Here is a 19,836-nt window from a genome sequence, read left to right as displayed (position 1 = left end):
ATATTTACCAAAAAAAACCTTGTTTAAAACAAAGGTTTATTTATTGTTTAAGTGCATTATTACTTTTGATCTTATTTGTAATAAGTTTTAATTACACTTTAAAAGCTTCTCCAACAGAAATAATAGATATCAGCACTATTGAAAAAAATATAGGATCTTTTGAAAGTGCACCAAATGACAAAAAAATCATTGAAAAAATTGTAAAAAATCAAAAAAATATAAGTGGTCTTTCTATTGGAGACGATTTAGAAGTTGTTTTGATAAACAATAACAAAGCAACTGTCAAAGCAAAAGAAAATTCTAAAAAAATTAAAGGTCAAGTAGAAGTTATTTTTAATGTCAAAGAAGACCTAAATGTTTTAATTCAAAATAAAGCTTTAGGGGATATAGAATTAAATAAAATTCACAGTGAAGCATTGATTTCTAATGAGGATTTATTAAATGCCATTGAAAGTAAAAATAATGGTTTAGTAATTACAAAAGAAGATATTTATTTTCCTAAAAAAGATCGCTCAAAAGGTTATATAACCATTGAAGCATTGGATAAATCTCCTAAATATAAAGGAAAAGCTAAATTAACTTATCAAATTAAAAAAATAAATAAAGAAGAGTTTATTGCGGAAGTTAAAAAAAAATATAATATTCCATTTGACTCACCCATAAAACAAAGTCAATTAGATGAAACAATTGAAAATGTAATTGCAGAAGAAGTAGGAAACCCAGATTCAACTAAAGACTTAGTTATGCAAAAAGTTCAAGAAGCAGTCGAACTTTTATTAAATGATGGCAATACTTTATCTGAAACATTAACAACTTCTATGTCCAATAAAGAAGAGTTGCAAAACAACTCACAAACAATATTATCTCCTAAAATAACAAGCGAAAAAACAGATAATAACGAAAATACAAATTATGGATTTTATATTGTTATTGCTTGCATTATATTAATTTCCATCACTTTTTTAAGTTTGCTTTTTGTTATTTTTAAAAAAAGAAATACTCAATCATAATTAAAAAATATCAAAGAGGTTTATAGCCTCTTTTTTATTTTATATTTATAAATTTATAAAAAATAAAATAGAAATGTTGGAAAAAAAGATAAGTGAAAATACCATCTTTTAAAAAAAACATAATTATTGTAATAATAATCTTTTCTATACTTTTAATAATATTTGGTTGGTTAGGATGGCAAAATAACTTTTTTGCTTTAGAAGCTTCACAAAATTCTACTAAAAATACTTCTTTATCCTCTAAAAATTTTAATTATAATGATTTACAAGATTTACCAAAAAACCAAAATGAAAAAATCGAAGAACAAGCTCCAGAATCAAAAGAAAACAATTTAGATAATCCCAATCAAAAAGGAAAAAAAACATTGTATCCACAAATAACAGAAATTGAAGAAAATGAAGAAATAAAAGAAACACCCAAATACAGACCAAAAGCAACTCCCAAACCTAACCAAAACAACAACACACAAACTATCAAAAAAAATCCTCATTTACAAAAAGCCAAAAATAAAAGAAAAGTGATGCAAAAAAAACTAGTTTACCAAAACCAAAAAATTATTGATTTAAAAGAACAAATCTTACTTTTGGAAAATGAAAAAAACAAACCCAAAGAACTAGATAATCAATTTAGTGATCAAATTAAACCTCAATTGGAATCTCAAATCCAAGGAATGAACATTTATAATGTATATTTAGGGAAAAAAAGCGATAAAGATATGGCGTTAGAATGGTTACGAAAAAACTTTTCTAATCAACATTATCAAATTAACTTTTCTTATGGTTTGTATAATTCTCAAATTATCCAATCCACAGTTTTTTTTGATTCACGCATCAAAGAACCACCACCCAAAAACCTTTTATTAGTTTATTTTGATGGAGGCACAAGAGATAAAGCTAATAATTGTTATTCTTTGGAGGCATTAAAAACTTTAGGTAATGGTGCTCAAAATATGTATATTCTTTGGCAAGATGAAAGTCCTTTTAATGACAAAAACTTTATTCAAAACAACTTTTGCACTGACCTTATTTATGAAAAAGGATCTTTTTTAGGTGGACCTTCTTATTTGAATGTCAAACACATTGCTTTAAAAAATATTAACACCAATGAAATTATTGCCACTTTTCCTGTTAAATGTAAAATTGAAGTGCCTTGTTCACTTGATGGACTAGATTTAGAGTTAAAATTTCCTTTTTATAACTACAAAATAGAAGGTTTATTATCAAATACTCATATCAAAAGTCTTAGAAAAATTAATGTATATTCTAAACACACAGGACAATCAAAAACACTTTATTACAAAATTTAAAAAAATAAACAGTAGATTGAATTTGCAATCTACTGTTTTTTTAATATAAAATATGAGGTAATAACTACCTAAATTATAATTTGAATGTTTTTTTGATGTATGTTTGGTTCGTTGTTATTTAATGTTATTATTTAAAATAAAGCATCCCATCTTTAACAACAAGACAATTACTACTTTGATTTTGGGTAAGTTCTTCCAATTTAGTTTGTAATTTGGTTTCAGAAACAAAAGGACAAACCCCAAAATTTAGTACTAAACGACGAGCTTCTTGTTCAGTTTTAACTAAAGCCAAAACAGGAACGGATGGATGAAATTTAGAAACATTATAAGCATCTTTTAAGTCATAGACAACAATTGCTTTAACATCGGTGCGTAAAGCCAATTCCACAGCACTTAATAAAAGGTTTTCTTTGGAGTTTTTAGGTTGGTATACTTGTGATAAAGCTTGATAATTAACTACTTTTTCAGCTTGATAATTAATTTTTTTCATATAAGTTACAGCTTCTACAGGATATTCACCTGAAGCACTTTCGCCCGATAGCATAGTAAAGGTGGTGCCTTCTCTAACTGCATTAAAGACATCAGAAGTTTCAGCTTTGGTTGGACGCGGATTTCTTTGCATAGATTCTAACATTTGAGTAGCTACTACAACTGGTTTGCCGTATTCTAAACATTTAGTAATCATACGTGTTTGGTAAAGTGGTACTAATTCACCATCAACTTCTATTCCTAAATCACCTCTTGCAACCATAATACCGTCTGATTCTTGAATGATTTCTTCTAAATTATCAACACCTTCTTGATTTTCTATTTTAGAAATAATTTGGATGTTGGAATTTCCTTGTTCTTGTAAAATTTTTCTAATATCTTTGACATCTTGAGCTCTTCTAACAAATGAAGCAGCAATATAATCAAAATCTTGTTGGGCAGCAAAAACAATATCTTGATAATCTTTAGGAGAAATAAAATCCATTTCTAAATTAACTTTAGGAACATTTACACCTCTACGAGATTTGATGGAGTGAGTATTTTTGGCTTTAGTAACTAATTGTTGTTTGGCTTCGTCTTTGCCTACAACTTCCAAAGATAAGTATCCATCATCAATATTAACCATATCGCCAACTTTTAATTCATTGTATAAATTAGAATAACTAACTGAAAAAAGTTTAGCATTACCTAAAACTTCTGTCATAGATATTTTTACTTCAGAATCTTTTTGAATTGTTACTACACCATCAAATTCGTGAGTTCTAATTTCAGGTCCTTTAGTATCTAACATAAGTCCTGTGTTTTTGTCTAATTTATCGCTAATAGTTTTAATGGTTTTCATTAAAAGTTTAGTTTGTTCGTATTGAGCGTGAGAAAAATTAAATCTTGCTACATTCAAACCTGTTTGAATTAAGGCTTGTAAAATGTTTTTATCATAAGAAGCAGGTCCTAAGGTACAAATTATTTTAGTTTTGTTCATGAATAACTATATCCTTTTTTGTTTTTTAAAATATAAAAATGATTGTCAAAATTAGTTAAATTATGACATTATGACATATAAAAAAATTTAAATAAGAAATAAGCCAAAGTATAGATAATAGGTCCAATAATTCTAGTAGCAATCATAATAAAAGGTAATAAATTGTCTCTTTTACTTATTGACATTATTCCTAAATGTCCAGTTCCTCCTACACTTAAAGCACCTAAACCAGCTGTAAGAGATGTTTCAAAAGGATAAAAACCCAAAGCTTTAGCAAGAACAAAGGATACTAAAACAACTACCAATAAAGCAGTTAAAACCATAGTTAAAACAGGTATTTGTTTTATTCCTCCCATTAATTGTTGCCATTTAACTGTCATTCCCAAACCTGCTAAAATAGGAGTAGTGAAATTTTTAGATATTACTTGTCCTGCTTGAGAAATATGACTTTGATTTTCTTGTGATAATAAATTAAAAACTCTAATCAAAATTAAGAAAAGAATAAAATAAACTAACGATTCTAAATAACCCCATAATAATTTATTTAAAAGACCACTTAAACTAAATAATACAAAAATCATCGTTAAACCCATACCAATATTTTTATATTCTAAAGGAGTTTTTTTCTCTGTTGGTTTGGGTGTAAGTTTATTGTTTTTGTATTCTAATTTTCCTTTACCACTAAATTTAGTTTTATCAAAAATAACATACATTAAGCCAGCAAATAAAATACTTAAACATCTAGCCATAATTAAAGGCACTATAATTGCTGTTCTAATAGTTTTTTGATCTAATTGAGGAAAAGCATCTTTATAAATACCATTTGCAAAACCATTAATACCTAAATTAGTTCCTCCATTTGTTAACGGAACAGCTACATAAAAAATAGAGTCTAAAAAGGAACCTTGAGTGCTAAACCCTTCTGGTTTTTGATAATTAAATAAGAATCCTACAAAACCAACACTTAAAATAGCTACTAAACAAACAATTAATGTTAAAGGAAGAAACTTAGAAAGCGATCTTTTTAATAAATTTCTATCAACACTTAAAATACTTCCAGCAATAACACAAGTTATAAAAAAGTTAGCAAAATCAGATCCTAAATGATTATTTGGTGTTTTTGTACTGAAAAAATTTTCATTACATTTGTTTGCTAAATCTTGCGGTATCCATCCTTTATAAACTAAATAAGAAGGAACAAAAATACAAAGCAAAAATCCTAATCCTATTTTATTTAAATAAGGGACACTATCACCAATAAAATTAAGACCATATCCTAAGACAAAAATAATAAATAAAGGGGTTAAAAGAGGGTGATATAATTTTTTTATTCCCCATTCTTTAACTGCAAAAAGATGTAAAGCACAAACAGCTACAAAAAAAAGAAACATTAAAGGGTGAAACCCAAAAATCTTTATTTGTTTGTCTTTTTTCATTATAATTTACTCCGATTCTACACAAAAAAAATAAAATAACTAATAAATTCATAAATATGATGTAATATAAATAATAAAGTTATAAATAAATGGTTAATAAATTGTTTTTTGTGATTTTTTATTTTCAAAATTATTAGCTAAATAAGTAATCAAAATCACTTAAATAATTAATTATGGTATTCTTAAATAATAAAGTTAATGATTAAACTAGTTTTTTAATTAAACTATTTCCTTTCATTTCTTGAGGTTTTTTAATTTCTAATAAATCTAGCATTGTGGGTGCAACATCACATAAAGACCCCGGTTTTAAGACAACATTTTTATCTGTAACGATGAAAGGAACTAAATTAGTGGTATGAGCTGTGTGTGGATTTCCTTGGTTATCTGTCATTTGTTCGGCATTTCCATGATCTGCTACAATACAGGCTTTGCCTTTAACTGCAAAAATGGCATTTAAAACTTCTTTAAGACAGCTGTCTACTGTTTGAATCGCTTTAATGGTAGCATCTAAAAAACCAGTATGTCCTACCATATCAGGATTTGCAAAATTAAGAATTAAAGTATCGTATTTACCAGATAAAATAGCAGTTTTAGCATGGGTGGTAATTTCTAAAGCACTCATTTCGGGTTTAAGATCATAAGTTTTTACTTTGGGAGAAGGAATTAAGATTCTATCTGCATTTTTTAATTGCAGTTCCTTGCCACCATCAAAGAAAAAAGTTACATGAGGATATTTTTCAGTTTCTGCAATTCTTAGTTGGTGCATTCCTAAATTGGCAATTACTTCACCATAAATATTTTTTAGAGTTATTTTTTCAAAAGCAACTACACTTTTAACTTGAGCGCTGTATTTAGTCATTGTTACTAAAAAAAGATTATTTAATAATTTAGTACCGCAAAAATTGGTTTTACCCTCAGAACAAAAAGCATTAGTAGCACAAGGATTAGATAGAGCAGTTGCAAGACGCATGGCACGGTCAGGACGAAAATTAACAAAAATAACTGCATCATTATCATTAATTAAACCATTTGGATTGGTAATAAAAGGAGTGATAAATTCATCTGTAATGCCTTGATTATAAAAATTTTGTATAGTGTTTTCTAATGGCAAGTCAATAACAGGAGCTTGTTTGGATGTAAGCATATTATAGACTAAATTAATGCGGTTCCAATTGTTATCACGGTCAAGAGCATAATATCTACCAACAACAGAAGCAATATTAAAGCCATAATCAAGAAGGTCTTTAATGTAGTTAATACCTGAATGAGGACTTGTGTCTCTTCCATCAGTAAAAGCGTGTAAAAAGGTGTTGTTTGCTAAATTGTTTTCTTTTAATAAATCAAATAAAGCTTTAAAATGATCTAAATGAGAATGAATTCCTCCATCAGAGATAAGTCCTAAAAGATGCATTTTACTGTTGTTTTTTTTAACATGTTCGATGGCTTGAAGAAATTGTTTGTTGGTGAAAAAAGATTTATCACGAATAGCTTTATTAATTTGAGTAAGCGATTGATAAACAACTCTTCCTGCTCCTAAATTAAGGTGTCCTACTTCACTATTTCCCATTTGACCTTGGGGAAGACCCACTTCTTCACCTGAGGCTTTAAGAGTGGTATTGGGAAAGTTTTTTAAAAGATAATCTAGATAGGGAGTCTTTGCCAAATGAAAAGCGTTATTTTCTTTTTGGTCGGTTAAGCCTAAGCCATCTAAAATAATTAATCCTACAAATTTTTTAGTCATATTCCCAAACTCCTTACCTCAAAAGAACATCTTAAACGATGGTCTTGTCAATAATAATGTTATTTTGTTTTTGTATTGTTTGTATTATTAAATCACTTTTGTTTTGTGTTTAATTGGGATTTATTTTTTCAAATTATAAAAAGTTTTTAATCCTAAAAAAGGAGCTTCTACTAATTGGTCTTCAATTCTTAATAATTGATTGTATTTTGCCATACGATCAGTACGTGAACAAGAACCAGTTTTAATTTGACCCGCATTAGTAGCAACAGCTAAATCAGCAATAGTTGTGTCTTCGGTTTCGCCACTACGGTGAGAAATAACAGCGGTGTAAGAAGCTTTTTTTGCCATTTCAATTGTTTCTAGGGTTTCTGTTAGAGTTCCTATTTGATTTAATTTAATTAAAATAGAGTTTCCTATTTTGTTTTCAATTCCTTGAGCTAATTTTTGGGTGTTAGTAACAAATAGGTCATCCCCTACTAATTGGATTTGGTTACCTAATTTTTGGGTTAAGTATTTCCATCCATCCCAATCATTTTCATCAAGTCCGTCTTCGATTGAAATAATTGGATATTTAGAAACTAAAGTTTCGTAATAATGAACTAATTCTTGGCTACTAAAAGCTTTGTTATTTTCAGATGCAAGAACGTATTTTTGAAGTTTTTTGTCATAAAACTCGGAAGCTGCAACGTCCATTCCTAAAAAAATGTCTTTTCCTGGCTCGTATCCTGCACTTTTGATAGCTTCCAAAATGATTTGTAAGGCTTCTTCGTTAGAATTAAGGTCAGGTGCATATCCGCCTTCGTCTCCTACTGTAGTTGGAAGTCCTTTTTGTTTTAAGATTTTTCCTAAATGGTGAAAAACTTCAGCCCCATAACGTAAAGCTTCTTTAAAAGATGTTGGTCCAGTTGGTAAAATCATAAACTCTTGAAAATCAACACTGTTAGAAGCATGAGCTCCACCGTTGATAACATTCATCATAGGAACTGGCATTTGTTTAGGTAAAACGCCTCCTACATATTGATAAAACTCAAGATTTAAGTAGTTAGCTGCAGCTTTAGCACAAGCCAAAGAAACACCTAAAATAGCGTTAGCTCCTAAATTAGATTTGTTAGGAGTTCCGTCAAGTTTAATTAATAATTTATCAATTAAAGTTTGTTCTAAGACAGAATAACCTTCTAATTCTGGTTGAATAACTTCAGTAACATTTTTAACAGCTTGCAAAACGCCTTTACCTAAAAATCTTTTGGCATCCCCATCCCTTAATTCAACTGCTTCGTATTGTCCGGTAGAAGCTCCTGAAGGAACAATAGCTCTTCCAAACGCTCCTGATTCTGTATAAACTTCTACTTCTACTGTAGGATTTCCTCTGGAATCTAGCACTTCGCGCGCTAAAATACTTTCAATATATGGCATAATTAATACTCCTTTTTTAAATTGGCTTTTAATTATAAAATGAAAAATAAAATAACTTTTGTTTTTGGGACAAATAGTTAAATTTACTAACCATAAATATTATAATGGTTTTTTGCTAAAAAATGTATTTTAATGTGTAATAAATGAATATTTTTGTAATAATTGCAATTATGACTTTAATAAAGCAAACATTTTTTGTTTGTATATTTCTACTCCGGGTTGATTAAAAGGGTTAATTCCTAACAACGAACCTGACATTGCACAAGCTTTTTGGAAAAAATACGCTAAATATCCAAAATGATATGCATCCAAAGTAGGAATGACAATTTCTAAATTAGGAACTTTGCCTTCAATGTGGGCTTGTTTAGTGGCTTGAAGAATTTTTTGATTAATTTGTGAATAAGTTTTTCCAGCTACATAATTAAGATTATCAAGTTCGTTTGGAATGTGAGGAACAACGCAATCATCTTTTATTGATGTAACATTTAAAACTGTTTCAAAAAGCATTTTGGTGCCTTCTTGGATAAATTGCCCTAAGGAATGTAGATCAGTAGAATTGTTGGTGGCTCCTACAAAAAGCCCTTTTTCTTCTTTGCCCTCAGATTCAGCAAATAATTGTTTCCACCATTCCGAAAAAGAAAGGAGATGCGGTTCGTAACTTACCAATAGTTCCATTTTTTTGTTTTGTTGGGTGTGAAGCAAATACCTTGCTAAAGCGTACTGATAGGCTTGATTTTGAAAAAGGTCTTCTTGAAAAGTGTCGTGATAAGCTTGCAAAGCGCCTTTCATCATTGAGACAACATCTAAATTAGCAAAAACAAAAGGAAGGATGCCTACGCTTGTAAAAACACTAAATCTTCCACCCACAGAATCAGGAATAACAAATGTTTGATAACCTTCTTTAAGGGCTAAATTTAACAAAACGCCTTTTTGGCTGTCAGTGGTTACAAAAATACGATTTTTGGCAAGTTGTTTGCCGTATTTTTCTTCTATTTCTTTTTTCAAGATTCTAAAAGCAAGGGCTGGTTCCAAAGTGATACCTGATTTTGAAATAACATTAATTGCCCAATTTTTGTCTTTAAGATAATGGAGCAAATTAGTTAAGTGATTGCCTGATGCTTGATGACCTGCAAAAAGAATTTCTGGCTTAGTTTTTTTAAAGGGCGTTTGCAAAAATTCAATTCCTGCTTTGGCTCCCAAATAAGAGCCTCCAATGCCAATTACTACTAAAACATCTAAATTGGGGTGGGAATTTTTTAGTTGTTTCATTTTTTCAAGTTCTTGGAAATCAAAATGTAAGGGTAGTTCTAACCAACCCAAATATTTTTCTTTTAGTTGTTGGTCTTGATGTAATTTTTGGTGTATGACTTTGATTTGAGGGGCAAAAGTTTGGGCATAATTGTGCCAATCTAAAAAATTATAAATCCCTTCAAGGTTTAATTTCAACATTGTGTAATTTTACTCCTTTTATTATTTATTATTTGGTGCTTTGTTATAATTTATTAAATATTTTATTCTCATTTATTAAATGTTTAAATATTTTTAAATGTTTTTCAGTATTGTATTAATTTTTATTTAATAATTTTGGTTTGCAAAGCATTATTTTTATTTTTCTTAAAACGCGGGGTTTGGTTGGTTTTGTTTTGACGCAAAAAAGATACAAATAAATAAGTAGTTGTCAAAAAGACAATAATATTGCTTCCAAAAGTACTTAAACCACATTGAGTAGCATCAGGAATTGAAACATCTTTTAATTGGGGCAAAATGTCATGCAAAAACCATAAAATAGTTATTCTTAAAACAACTCTTAAAAGATTAATTACAAAAATAAGATTAGCATTTTTCTTATAAGATGCGACATAACCCATCATTAAAGTAGTCCATACAGAAAAAAACAAAGAAGTTTGTTCCCAATTAAGGATTTCTTTAAAGGATGTTATTTTTTGTGTGGTAAAAACTTTTTCAGGTTTTAAGGCACGCAATAATTGTTCACCACAAAATTGATTTATAAATACTCCAATAATTCCTATAATAAGAGTAATTACAACAACATTTTTAAAGATTTTAAAAGTTTTGCTATTGCTTTGAAAAGTAACACTTTGAGATACCATAGCAGATTGACTATCTTCAAAAGAATTAGAAATAGCATAAAAAATACCATTAACTGCCATAACAAATCCAAAAATATCTACTAAGTTTTCTTGATCTTTGGTAAAATAACTGTCTATCATAGCAAGAATAATGAGTTTACCAATTTCATAAGTAGATTTGGCAATAATTAATGTTACTGCTAATTTCAGGATAGTTTTTACTGTGCGTTTAGAAAAGACTAGGTTTTTAAATTGCAACTTAAAAATATTTTTAGAACTAAACATACAATAAAAAGTTACCAAAGTAAGCAATAAATTAGCAATTAAATCAGCTAGGGCTAAATCAATTAAATTAACTTGATTTTGTTTGATTGCTTTAAAAGCAAAAGAAATACTAATTCTTGTAATAATAAGACAAATATTAAGGATTAAGACAAATCTAGTTTTTTCCTTGGCGCGTTCTAATCCAATAAAAACTGCATTCATAGTAATAGCTACAAAAGTAATTAAAATAAGATAATAATATGTAAGTCCATTTTGGCTATGATAACTTTTATTTAAAAATATATCTCCAAATGGAGCTGGTAAAAGGACACCTAAACCCAAAACCACTAAAAAGAATAAAGAAGAAATAATTGCCAATAAAAAAGCTAGGGTAGCGTATTGTTTGGCTTTAGTAAAATTCTTTTTTTTGTATTCTCTAGCTACTAAAATAACACTTGCTCCACCTAAAGCTGTAGAAACACTTTGCAAAATTTTTTTAATTTGTGCCATATAAGAGATGGTTTTATCTAAATTGGTGCTGGAATTGGGTTGGTTCCCAATAATATAAAAATCAATGGATACGGATAATTGTTGAAATAACAAATAAATAGCAATGGGAAAAGTAAGAATAATTAAATTGATCCAAATAGGTCTTTTAAATGATTTAGGGGTTTGGTTGGCAGGTTTGGAAGGGTGTGGCAAATGATTTTTTTCAATAGACATAAATATACTCCGTTTTATTTTTTTAGTATTTATATCAAAATCAATTGTAATTTATTTGGGGTTTGGGATTTGGAAGTACAAAAATTAATTTTGATAAATACAATATTTTATTCTACAATCATTTTACAACAATTTAGCTACTACATTAAATAATTCATTTTTTTCATAAGTTTTTTCAAAAAGATCACCAAAAGTAGTGTAATGCAAATTAAGTCCGCAAGTGCCAACAGCACAATTAAAAATGTTTTGTTGCAATAAAGAAACGGCATAACTTCCCATTCTAAAAGCAAGGACTAGATCTTCTGCAGTTGGTTTACCACCTCTTTGAATGTGTCCTAAAACTTGGGCTCTAGTTTCGAAACCACTGTAATTTTCTACCTCTTTGGCTAAACTTGCAACATCAAAAATATGTTCAGTGACAACTACAATAGCATGTCTTTGGTTTGTTTGGCGCAAAGATTTAATTTTTTGGCAAATAGTTTTTTGGGATAAAAGATTTTCGCGAGTAACAATAACGTCTGCTCCTGCAGCAAGTCCACCAAATAAAGCCAAATCCCCTTTGTGGCGTCCCATCACTTCAATAATACTGCATCGGTTGTGAGAAACAGAAGTATCGCGCAATTTTTCAATGGCATCTACAATATTATTGAGAGCAGTGCTAAATCCAATAGTAAAATCAGTGGCACAAATATCATTGTCAATGGTGGCTGGCAGTCCTACGCATTTGATGCCAAGTTCGTGCAATTTGGATGCTCCTTTATAAGAACCATCACCACCAATTACAACTAATTTATCAATTCCTAAAGTTTTTAAATTTTGGGCGCATTGCTTGCGAACATCTAAATTATTTTGAAAATCTAAAAAACGAGAAGTTCCCAAAAAAGTACCAGACACATTAAGAACACGAGGAAATGTTTGAGGATTTAAGATTTCGATTTGGTTATTAAAAAGTCCTAAATAACCATCTTTTACGCCGAAAACTTCAAATCCTTGTTTAGCGCTTTCAAAAACTAAAGCACGAATAGCTGCATTCATTCCAGGAGCATCGCCGCCTGAAGTTAACACAGCAATTTTTTTGTTTTCTTTTGTTGTTGTTTTTGCTTTTTGGTTTTCATTTTTCATTTTAAAATTAAGTCTCCTTTATATTTTTGAAATATTGTAAATATTGTTAAATGATTAGTTTGATGAATGTTTTTTAATAAATCCGAGTGCGCGAGTCAAAATTAAAATAAATGAAATAAATAGTTGTTAAATGTTAATAAGTAAAAAAATAGTGTACTTGAAAAAGTTCCAAAGCGTTTAAAAAAAATAATAAAATATAATATGATTAGTTTGGTTTTTGTTTTAACTGTCTTTTTTGTGTCTTTATCCAAATTATAAATTATTATTTTAAGTAAATTTTTAGGTATTTCAAAAACTAACTAATCTTTTTTTATGAAAATTTTTATGAAAAAACTTTTTATGCTAGTCTTAGAATTTTTTGATTTATTAACAGCTACATTTAAATTGTATACGATTTAATCAAATATTGCAATTAAAACGTATTATTTTTGTTCTTTTTGTAAAAATTTTGTGATATTTGGGCTTTTTCGCAAAATAAAACAAAATATTGCAACAAATATTTATTGGCTAAAATAAATAAAACAATTGAAAAATAAGTTTTCAAAAAAATAATGAAGTTGTTTTTTTGTAATAATTTTATTAGCTTTTTGGATTTGGATTTCCTTTTTTTAGTTGTTTTTTATCTTTGGGAGTAGCAAAAATATTAACACTTATTTTTTTATATGTTATACTTAAAGAGTAGTTAAGAAAACAATTTGCAGTTATTTTAGATTTAATAAGCATTTTTTTGTTATGTTTTTTCATCAAATGATTGCTAAAAGAAAACAAAAACTTTAACCAATTAAACCTAAAATCTTTTTTTGAAAACCTTTAAAAATCCTTAATTACAAATCCTTAAAATAAAGGCAAAAATGTTTGTTTGAAAAATAATTAATTTTTACCTTGACAAAAAAGATACAAACAAACACTTTTAAAACTGCAAAAAATAACTGCCATTTGTTTTTTAAATTTATACTTTTTTGCACAACAAATGCAATAAAAATAAATATAATAATTTATCAATTTATTTCAATTAATTTCAAATCAAAAGGAAGGTTTTTTAAATAAATGACGAAAAACAAAGTAATTAATAAAAAAGATAAAATAAGTAGGCTTGTTTTGGAGGGAAACTTATTAAAAGCTTTATGGATTATTTCTTTGCCTATTATTGTTTTTAATGTTTTTAAAGCTTGTTTCGGTAGTGTTGATACTTTTTTTGGAGCTGGTCTAGAAGGAGCAACCCAAAGCTACATTCAATTTTCCAAATCCGCTCAAAGCATTGTAGAAGCAGTAGGAGTTTGTTTAGGAATTACAGGAGTTGCATTAATTTCGCGCGAAGTGGGTAAAAATAAAAATGTCAAATCTTTAAAAGCTCGTAAAATAGCATCTAGCGTTTTTGTTTTGTTATTCATAGTAAGTTTGGTTGTAGCTTGTGTTATGGTTGGTTTTTCCAGCCCTATTTGTAGTCTTTTTTTAAAGGAAAAAGTAATTAACGGAGTACCAAAGGCAATAACAACTGAGGAAAAAAATCTTTGCATTAACGCTTTTAGATTACAAATGTTGGGCACTATTTTAGCTGCTATTAATGTTTTCTTTTTAGGAATTGAAAGAATTTTGGGAAAACTTAAAAAAATTTTGGTTCTAAACTGTATTATGATGGGTTTAAAAATTGGATTAAGTACTTTATGTTTTGGCATCAAAGTCATTGGTTTAGAAGCGTTGTGTCCCAATGTTTTAGGGTTGCAAACAGCTTCATGTCTTGCTTATTTATTTATTACAATAGTTGCTTTTTTCACTCTTTTTAACAAAAAAAATCCTTTATTTTTAAGTTTAGGCGATTTTTCTTTTAAAACTTTTTTCCAAGACAAAAAATTACTTAAAACTATTTTGAAATTAAGTATTACTTTAACAATAGGCAAATTTATTTATGAAGGCGGAAGAATGTTTACCTTATTTATGGTAGATAGCACATTTGATAAACCATTTTTAGCTGGAACTCCTTTCGAATTTAAAGGTTTGGGCGGCTTAGGTGCAATTGGAGTTGCTGATAGCATTATTACTTTATTTGCTCAAATATCGTTTTCGTTAAAAGAAGGACAATTAATGATTGTTTCTGAAAACTTAGGGAACAAAAATAACAAAAGAGCAATTAAAACTTTAATGCTTGTCTCATTTTGTTGTTTTTTAGTATTTGCAGTTACTTATTTAATTTGTGCTCCTAAAGAATATTGTGGGCTTGGTTTTGGTGATGATTTATGCTTATTTTTTAAAAATTTAGGCAAAGAAAAAAAAGACCAAATGACATTAGATATGTTTCATGCAAAAAACCCAGAATTTAAGTCCTTTTTGTTGGGTGCTCTTTTAACAACTTGTCTATTAACTAATCAATTAGAAGTTTTTTCTACTTTCTTAATTGCAGCTAAACAACCTAAATATGATTTGTTGTTAAGTTTTGGTCGTGTTTTTCTTTTCAGAATACCTGCCCTTTATTTCTTTAGAAATGTTTGGTTTGGAAATGAAGAAAAAACAAGCATTAAAATAAATAATGCATATGGATTTGCCAATTTCAGTGCTAATTTCATTATGTTAATGTTTATGGTTTTTGTATGTGTTCGTTTTGTATATAAATTAAAAAAGGAAAAGCAACCAAAAAGTTTTAAATAAATTCATAAATTAAAAAAGACTATCAATCGATAGTCTTTTTTGTTATATAAATGACTTGAAAATATTGTAAATATGAAATAAATTTTTTATGTTTTTCATTGAAAAAACTTAAGTTTTTTTAATTTTAACAATATTTTTACATTCAGGAAAGCGACTGCAACCTAAAAAATTACCATAGCGTCCTTTTTTGATGAGTAAAGGAGCGTTGCATAAATTACATTTTTGATCGGTTTGCATAGAAGGATTTGTTTCTACAGAACTTGATTTTTCTTTTAAAGAAACAATATTTTTACATTCAGGAAAGCGACTACAACCTAAAAAAATACCATAGCGTCCTTTTTTGATGAGTAAAGGGGCATTGCATAAATTACATTTTTGATCGGTTTCGATATCTTTTGGTTTTTCTAATTTTTGATCGGCTATTTGATAAAGTTGTTTGAAAGCATCATAAAATTCTTGCAATAATTCTTTATTATTAACTAATCCTGAAGAGATTTTATCTAAATTTTCTTCCATTTTGGCAGTATATTTAACATCAATAATTTGTTTGAAAAACAATTCTAAGTTTTTAGCAGTCAAAATTCCTTGTTCGGTAGGAACAAAACGTTTTTCTACTAAATCAACATAAATTCTTTTTTTGAGGGTAAAAATGATTTGAGAGTAAGTAGAAGGCCTTCCAATATTTAGTTTTTCTAAAGTTTTAATCAAAGTGGATTCAGAAAAGCGTGCTGGAGGATTAGTAAATTTTTGTAAATTTTGGATTTCTTGAGGCAAATAAGTTTCATTTAATTTAAAGGAAGGAATAATTTTGTCTTTGGTGCCATCTTGCAAAATTTTTTGATAGCCATCAAAAGTTTTTATCAAACCTTCAGTTAAAAAAAGATGGTTTGCAACTTCAAAAAAAACTTGGGTTTTTTGAAATATGGCAGGTGTCATTAAAGAAGCCAAAGTTCTTTGATAAATAAGTTTATAGAGTTTATTTTCGTATTTATCAAGATGAGGGGCTAGGCTTTCAGGCGTTTTGGATAAATCAGTGGGTCTTATAGCTTCGTGAGCGTCTTGCGACTGAGCTTTTTTATTGGTTTTGTAAGTACCTAAATATTCTTTGCCATATTGTGTTTTAATTAATTTTTGAGCATCTTTAACAAAGCTGTCTGCAAGTCTTTGCGAATCTGTTCTCATATAAGTAATTAACCCTATAGATTCACCTAAAATATCAACTCCTTCATAAAGTTTTTGAGCAACTCTCATAACTTGATTAGAAGTTATATTTAGGCTGTTGATGGCTTCTTGTTGCAGGGTAGATGTAATAAAGGGTGGTTTGGGTGATTGTTTGGCTTCTTTTTGTTTTAATTCTTTAACTAAAAAGGGTTTATCTGTGATTTGTTGGACAATTTTAAAAGCTTCTTTGGCTTTGGTTTTGCCTTTGTAAGGATTTTGGTATTCTGCTTGAAAATCTTTAAAAAAAGCAGTAATAATATAGTATTCTTCAGGGACAAAAGCTTTTATTTTTTCTTCTAAATCAACAATTAATTTAAGGGCAACTGATTGCACTCTTCCTGCTGATTGTGATTTGAGTCTCCTTACCAAACGCGACAGTTTAAACCCAATAATACGGTCTAGCATTCTGCGAGTTTCTTGTGAAAACACTAATAGTTCATCGATTTTGCGAGGTTGTTGCAAAGCTTTTAAGACTGCTTCTTTGGTAATTTCTCGAAAAACAATTCTATTAGTTTTTTGGGGGTCTAAATTAAGAATTTGTGATAAATGCCAAGCAATTGCTTCTCCTTCGCGATCAGGATCGGTTGCTAATAGCACTTCTTTGCCTTTAGTTTTTTGGATAAGAGTTTCTACGATATTGTCTTTTTCTTTGATAATGCTGTATTTAGGAATAAATCCTTTTTCGATGTCAATTCCCATTCTGTCTTTGCCTTTTAGCGACAAATCTCTAATATGACCTTTGGAAGATAAAATTAAAAATTCGTCATTTAAAAAACGGCTTAAAGTTTTGGTTTTAGCAGGAGATTCTACTATAATAACTTTTGATTTCATTTTTTGGGCTCCCTCAATTAAAAGATATGGTTAGTTTGGGTAATTAATTGTTTTGCGTTTCTATTTTTTGGTTTGGTGGTTGGTTGGGTTTTAGAAAAGTTTTTCAAAGAGAGATAAAACATCTAAGTCAAAATTTAATTTCCCTAAGTTACCTTGCCTTATTTCTTGCAATAACATTTGATAAACTCTAGATTGATCAACTTTTTGATTTTTAGTATAAATATTTCTTTTTTGTCCGATAATATCAACTAAATTAGGGTTAGATAAATCATTTTGGTCTAAATTGAAGCGTTTTTGCAAATTGGTACCATAATGTTTTATAAGATAGCAAAGTGCGTGAATGCCTAATTTTTCTAAAGGTAAAATGGAATCTTTAAAGCAGCCTGCAAGTGCTAATGCCAAACTTATGCGAGGATCAGAAAAATTGTGCCACAAAACTCCTGGAGTATCCAAAAACTGGATATTGGGTTTAGCAATGTCAATCCATTGAATGCGTTTGGTAGTGCCTGCTAAATTAGCTGTTTTTAAAACTTTTTTTTGGGCAAAACTGTTAATTAAAGTTGATTTGCCAACATTGGGAGTTCCTACAATCATAGCTTTAATGTTGGGAGTTTGGGTTGCTATTCTTCTAGATTTAAAAAGGGGATTTTTGGCTTTGATTGTTGTTAAAGCTTTTTGATATATTTCTTGAAGTTTAGGGGATTTGATAGCATCAATTGTTAAAACAGGAATTTGTTTTTTGTGATAATTAGCGATAAAATTATTGATTTTACAAGGATCAGTTAAAGAAAATTTATTTAGCAAAATAAGGAGGGGTTTTTGGCGTTGGTTAATTAAAGAAAAAATTTGAGAATTGAGGCTTGAAAGAGGAATTCTTGCATCCAAAATTACTAAAACAATATCAACCAAAGATAAATTATTTTTAATTTGGTCAAAAGTTTTTTTCATATGACCAGGAAACCAATTAAATGTTTTCATTGTTAAACCTATTTCTTTTGTTAAGTAAATTACTCTTTTTCGCTTTGATCTGCACTTACTTTAGAGATAGTATCTAAAACTTTTTGTAGATCTTTTTCGAGGTCTTCTTCAGTTTCAAAAATCTTTTTACTATAAATTTTATAAACTTCTTCGCCTGTAATTGCAATCAAAGAAACTCCTATTTGATGATAAATAAGTTCTAAGGGTTTGTCAAAAATTATTTTTTTAAACCAATGAAAAGGATTGAAAAAATTTCTGATATTATTAAAATTATTAGTTACTTTGGCAACTTTTTGATACTTTTGAATCATGTTTTTTTTAACAACCATTTCTCTAATTACAAAGATTCTTTTTAAAGTCATTTTGCGAAACATTCTCAAAATTTTGTTTTGAAATACTTTGTCAACTCTTTGATTTATGTAAAACATCAAAATAAGACTTTCATCAATGGTAAGTTCCAGATAGGGATATTTGGAGCTGGGATAAAATTGGATTGAGATTTCTAAAATTAATTCTTGGATAGAAGTTATCAAAAAATTCCCAAAATTGCCTTTATCTTTTTTCATTTTTTCTTTGAAATCTTTTTTCTTAGCTTCAATTAATTTAATTATTTCTTGTTGACTAACATCTGTTTTTTCTAGTCTATGAGCTGCTAAAGTTTTTTTCACACTACACAAAGAAAGAAGACAATAAATAAAAGAGCTTAAAATAACACCAGAAAGAATACCCATAAAGAAAGTATTAAAAAAAGCAAATTGTTTTGTTATGTTGAAAAATTTTTCCCAAAAAGACACAATATCATCATCCTTTTTTTATTTTTTATAATTTTTATAAACGGATTCAAATCGCAAAACACTATATAAAGGCAAAATGTAGATGACATGAACTACCTATAATTATATAATAAACAAAGAAATTAACAAACACAATTTATAAAAATATATAAGAAAAGGGCTTAAATGTGGTGGATAAAACAAAAAAGCAGTTTAAAACTGCAAAAATAAGGTGTTTTATTTATTGTTGTCTCTTGATAAATAAAGTCCTGTTTCAGTATTGATAATAATTTTTTCTCCAATATTGATAAAAAGAGGAACTTTAATTACTAAACCTGTTTCTAAAGCGGCATCTTTTAAAGAATTAGTTTTGGTATCTCCTTTGGCTCCAGGTTCGGTGTAAGCTACTTTAATAGAGATTTTGTCAGGTAAACTGATACCTACAATTTCATCATTTTCATAAAAAATAATATCTACTAAAAGCCCTTCATAAAGATATTTAAGAAAATCTTTTAATTGATGTTTGTTAATTTCTAATTGTTCGTAATTTTGAGTATTCATAAAAATATAATTATCTTCCAAAGCATAAAGAAATTGCATCTTAATTTTAGTAATTAAGGCAGGCTGCACTTTGATACCAGCGTTAAAAGTGTAGTCAATGACACTACCTGTTCTTAGGTTTCTTAATTTGGTTCTTACAAATGCAGCACCTTTACCAGGTTTGACATGTAAAAATTCTAGGATTTGATAAATTTGGTTGTTGAATTTAATGGTTTGTCCAGTTTTAAAATCGTTTGTATTAATCATATTTCTAAT

Annotated in this window: 14 protein-coding genes; 3 read left to right on the top strand and 11 right to left on the bottom strand. The window is 28.5% G+C overall.

Annotated features, from left to right (window positions below; all coding sequences use genetic code 11):
* Positions 1 to 65 precede the first annotated feature (65 nt).
* Positions 66 to 1,010 (top strand): hypothetical protein, encoded by a 945-nt coding sequence (locus tag QN326_RS02215; protein ID WP_342386359.1) that lies wholly within the window; start codon positions 66 to 68, stop codon positions 1,008 to 1,010.
* 92 nt (positions 1,011 to 1,102) lie between these two features.
* Positions 1,103 to 2,317: a hypothetical protein gene (locus tag QN326_RS02210; protein WP_342386358.1), complete on the top strand. Its 1,215-nt coding sequence runs from the start codon at positions 1,103 to 1,105 to the stop codon at positions 2,315 to 2,317.
* A 127-nt stretch (positions 2,318 to 2,444) separates the two neighbouring features.
* Here QN326_RS02210 and pyk read toward each other — a convergent pair whose 3' ends face one another.
* The 7 genes from pyk to QN326_RS02175 all read right to left on the bottom strand — a co-directional run bounded on the left by pyk (position 2,445) and on the right by QN326_RS02175 (position 12,574).
* On the bottom strand, positions 2,445 to 3,785 hold the full coding sequence (pyk, locus tag QN326_RS02205; protein WP_011160661.1) for a pyruvate kinase: 1,341 nt from the start codon (positions 3,783 to 3,785) through the stop codon (positions 2,445 to 2,447).
* A gap of 68 nt (positions 3,786 to 3,853) precedes the next feature.
* Positions 3,854 to 5,221 (bottom strand): 2-hydroxycarboxylate transporter family protein, encoded by a 1,368-nt coding sequence (locus QN326_RS02200; protein WP_342386357.1) that lies wholly within the window; start codon positions 5,219 to 5,221, stop codon positions 3,854 to 3,856.
* A 202-nt stretch (positions 5,222 to 5,423) separates the two neighbouring features.
* Positions 5,424 to 6,962: a 2,3-bisphosphoglycerate-independent phosphoglycerate mutase gene (gene gpmI, locus QN326_RS02195; RefSeq protein WP_342386356.1), complete on the bottom strand. Its 1,539-nt coding sequence runs from the start codon at positions 6,960 to 6,962 to the stop codon at positions 5,424 to 5,426.
* A 120-nt stretch (positions 6,963 to 7,082) separates the two neighbouring features.
* Positions 7,083 to 8,375 (bottom strand): phosphopyruvate hydratase, encoded by a 1,293-nt coding sequence (gene eno / locus QN326_RS02190; RefSeq protein WP_034172190.1) that lies wholly within the window; start codon positions 8,373 to 8,375, stop codon positions 7,083 to 7,085.
* Between the two features lie 168 nt (positions 8,376 to 8,543).
* Positions 8,544 to 9,824: a glucose-6-phosphate isomerase gene (locus tag QN326_RS02185; RefSeq protein ID WP_342386355.1), complete on the bottom strand. Its 1,281-nt coding sequence runs from the start codon at positions 9,822 to 9,824 to the stop codon at positions 8,544 to 8,546.
* A gap of 122 nt (positions 9,825 to 9,946) precedes the next feature.
* Positions 9,947 to 11,452, bottom strand: coding sequence for an MATE family efflux transporter (locus QN326_RS02180; protein ID WP_342386354.1), 1,506 nt, complete (start codon positions 11,450 to 11,452; stop codon positions 9,947 to 9,949).
* A 123-nt stretch (positions 11,453 to 11,575) separates the two neighbouring features.
* Positions 11,576 to 12,574, bottom strand: a complete 999-nt coding sequence (locus QN326_RS02175) for an ATP-dependent 6-phosphofructokinase (RefSeq protein WP_342386353.1) — start codon at positions 12,572 to 12,574, stop codon at positions 11,576 to 11,578.
* 1,047 nt (positions 12,575 to 13,621) lie between these two features.
* On the opposite strand from QN326_RS02175, the gene QN326_RS02170 reads away from it, so the two are divergent.
* Positions 13,622 to 15,217, top strand: a complete 1,596-nt coding sequence (locus QN326_RS02170) for a multidrug transporter (protein WP_342386352.1) — start codon at positions 13,622 to 13,624, stop codon at positions 15,215 to 15,217.
* A 108-nt stretch (positions 15,218 to 15,325) separates the two neighbouring features.
* Here the strand turns inward: QN326_RS02170 and topA are convergent, their stop codons facing one another.
* The 4 genes from topA to efp form a co-directional block, all read right to left on the bottom strand.
* Positions 15,326 to 17,269: a type I DNA topoisomerase gene (topA, locus tag QN326_RS02165; protein WP_011160653.1), complete on the bottom strand. Its 1,944-nt coding sequence runs from the start codon at positions 17,267 to 17,269 to the stop codon at positions 15,326 to 15,328.
* A gap of 90 nt (positions 17,270 to 17,359) precedes the next feature.
* The gene (gene ylqF, locus QN326_RS02160; RefSeq protein ID WP_042068218.1) at positions 17,360 to 18,247 is read right to left on the bottom strand and encodes a ribosome biogenesis GTPase YlqF; all 888 of its coding nucleotides are present in this window, start codon (positions 18,245 to 18,247) and stop codon (positions 17,360 to 17,362) included.
* A 29-nt stretch (positions 18,248 to 18,276) separates the two neighbouring features.
* Positions 18,277 to 19,041: a hypothetical protein gene (locus QN326_RS02155; RefSeq protein WP_342386777.1), complete on the bottom strand. Its 765-nt coding sequence runs from the start codon at positions 19,039 to 19,041 to the stop codon at positions 18,277 to 18,279.
* 216 nt (positions 19,042 to 19,257) lie between these two features.
* A complete protein-coding gene (efp, locus tag QN326_RS02150) occupies positions 19,258 to 19,827 on the bottom strand; it encodes an elongation factor P (RefSeq protein WP_034172026.1) in 570 nt (189 codons plus the stop codon).
* Positions 19,828 to 19,836: the final 9 nt, after the last annotated feature.

The sequence above is a fragment of the Candidatus Phytoplasma asteris genome, from assembly GCF_038505995.1.
GTDB classification, from domain to species: domain Bacteria; phylum Bacillota_I; class Bacilli_A; order Acholeplasmatales; family Acholeplasmataceae; genus Phytoplasma; species Phytoplasma asteris.
This window is presented reverse-complemented; position numbering and strand designations above follow the sequence as displayed.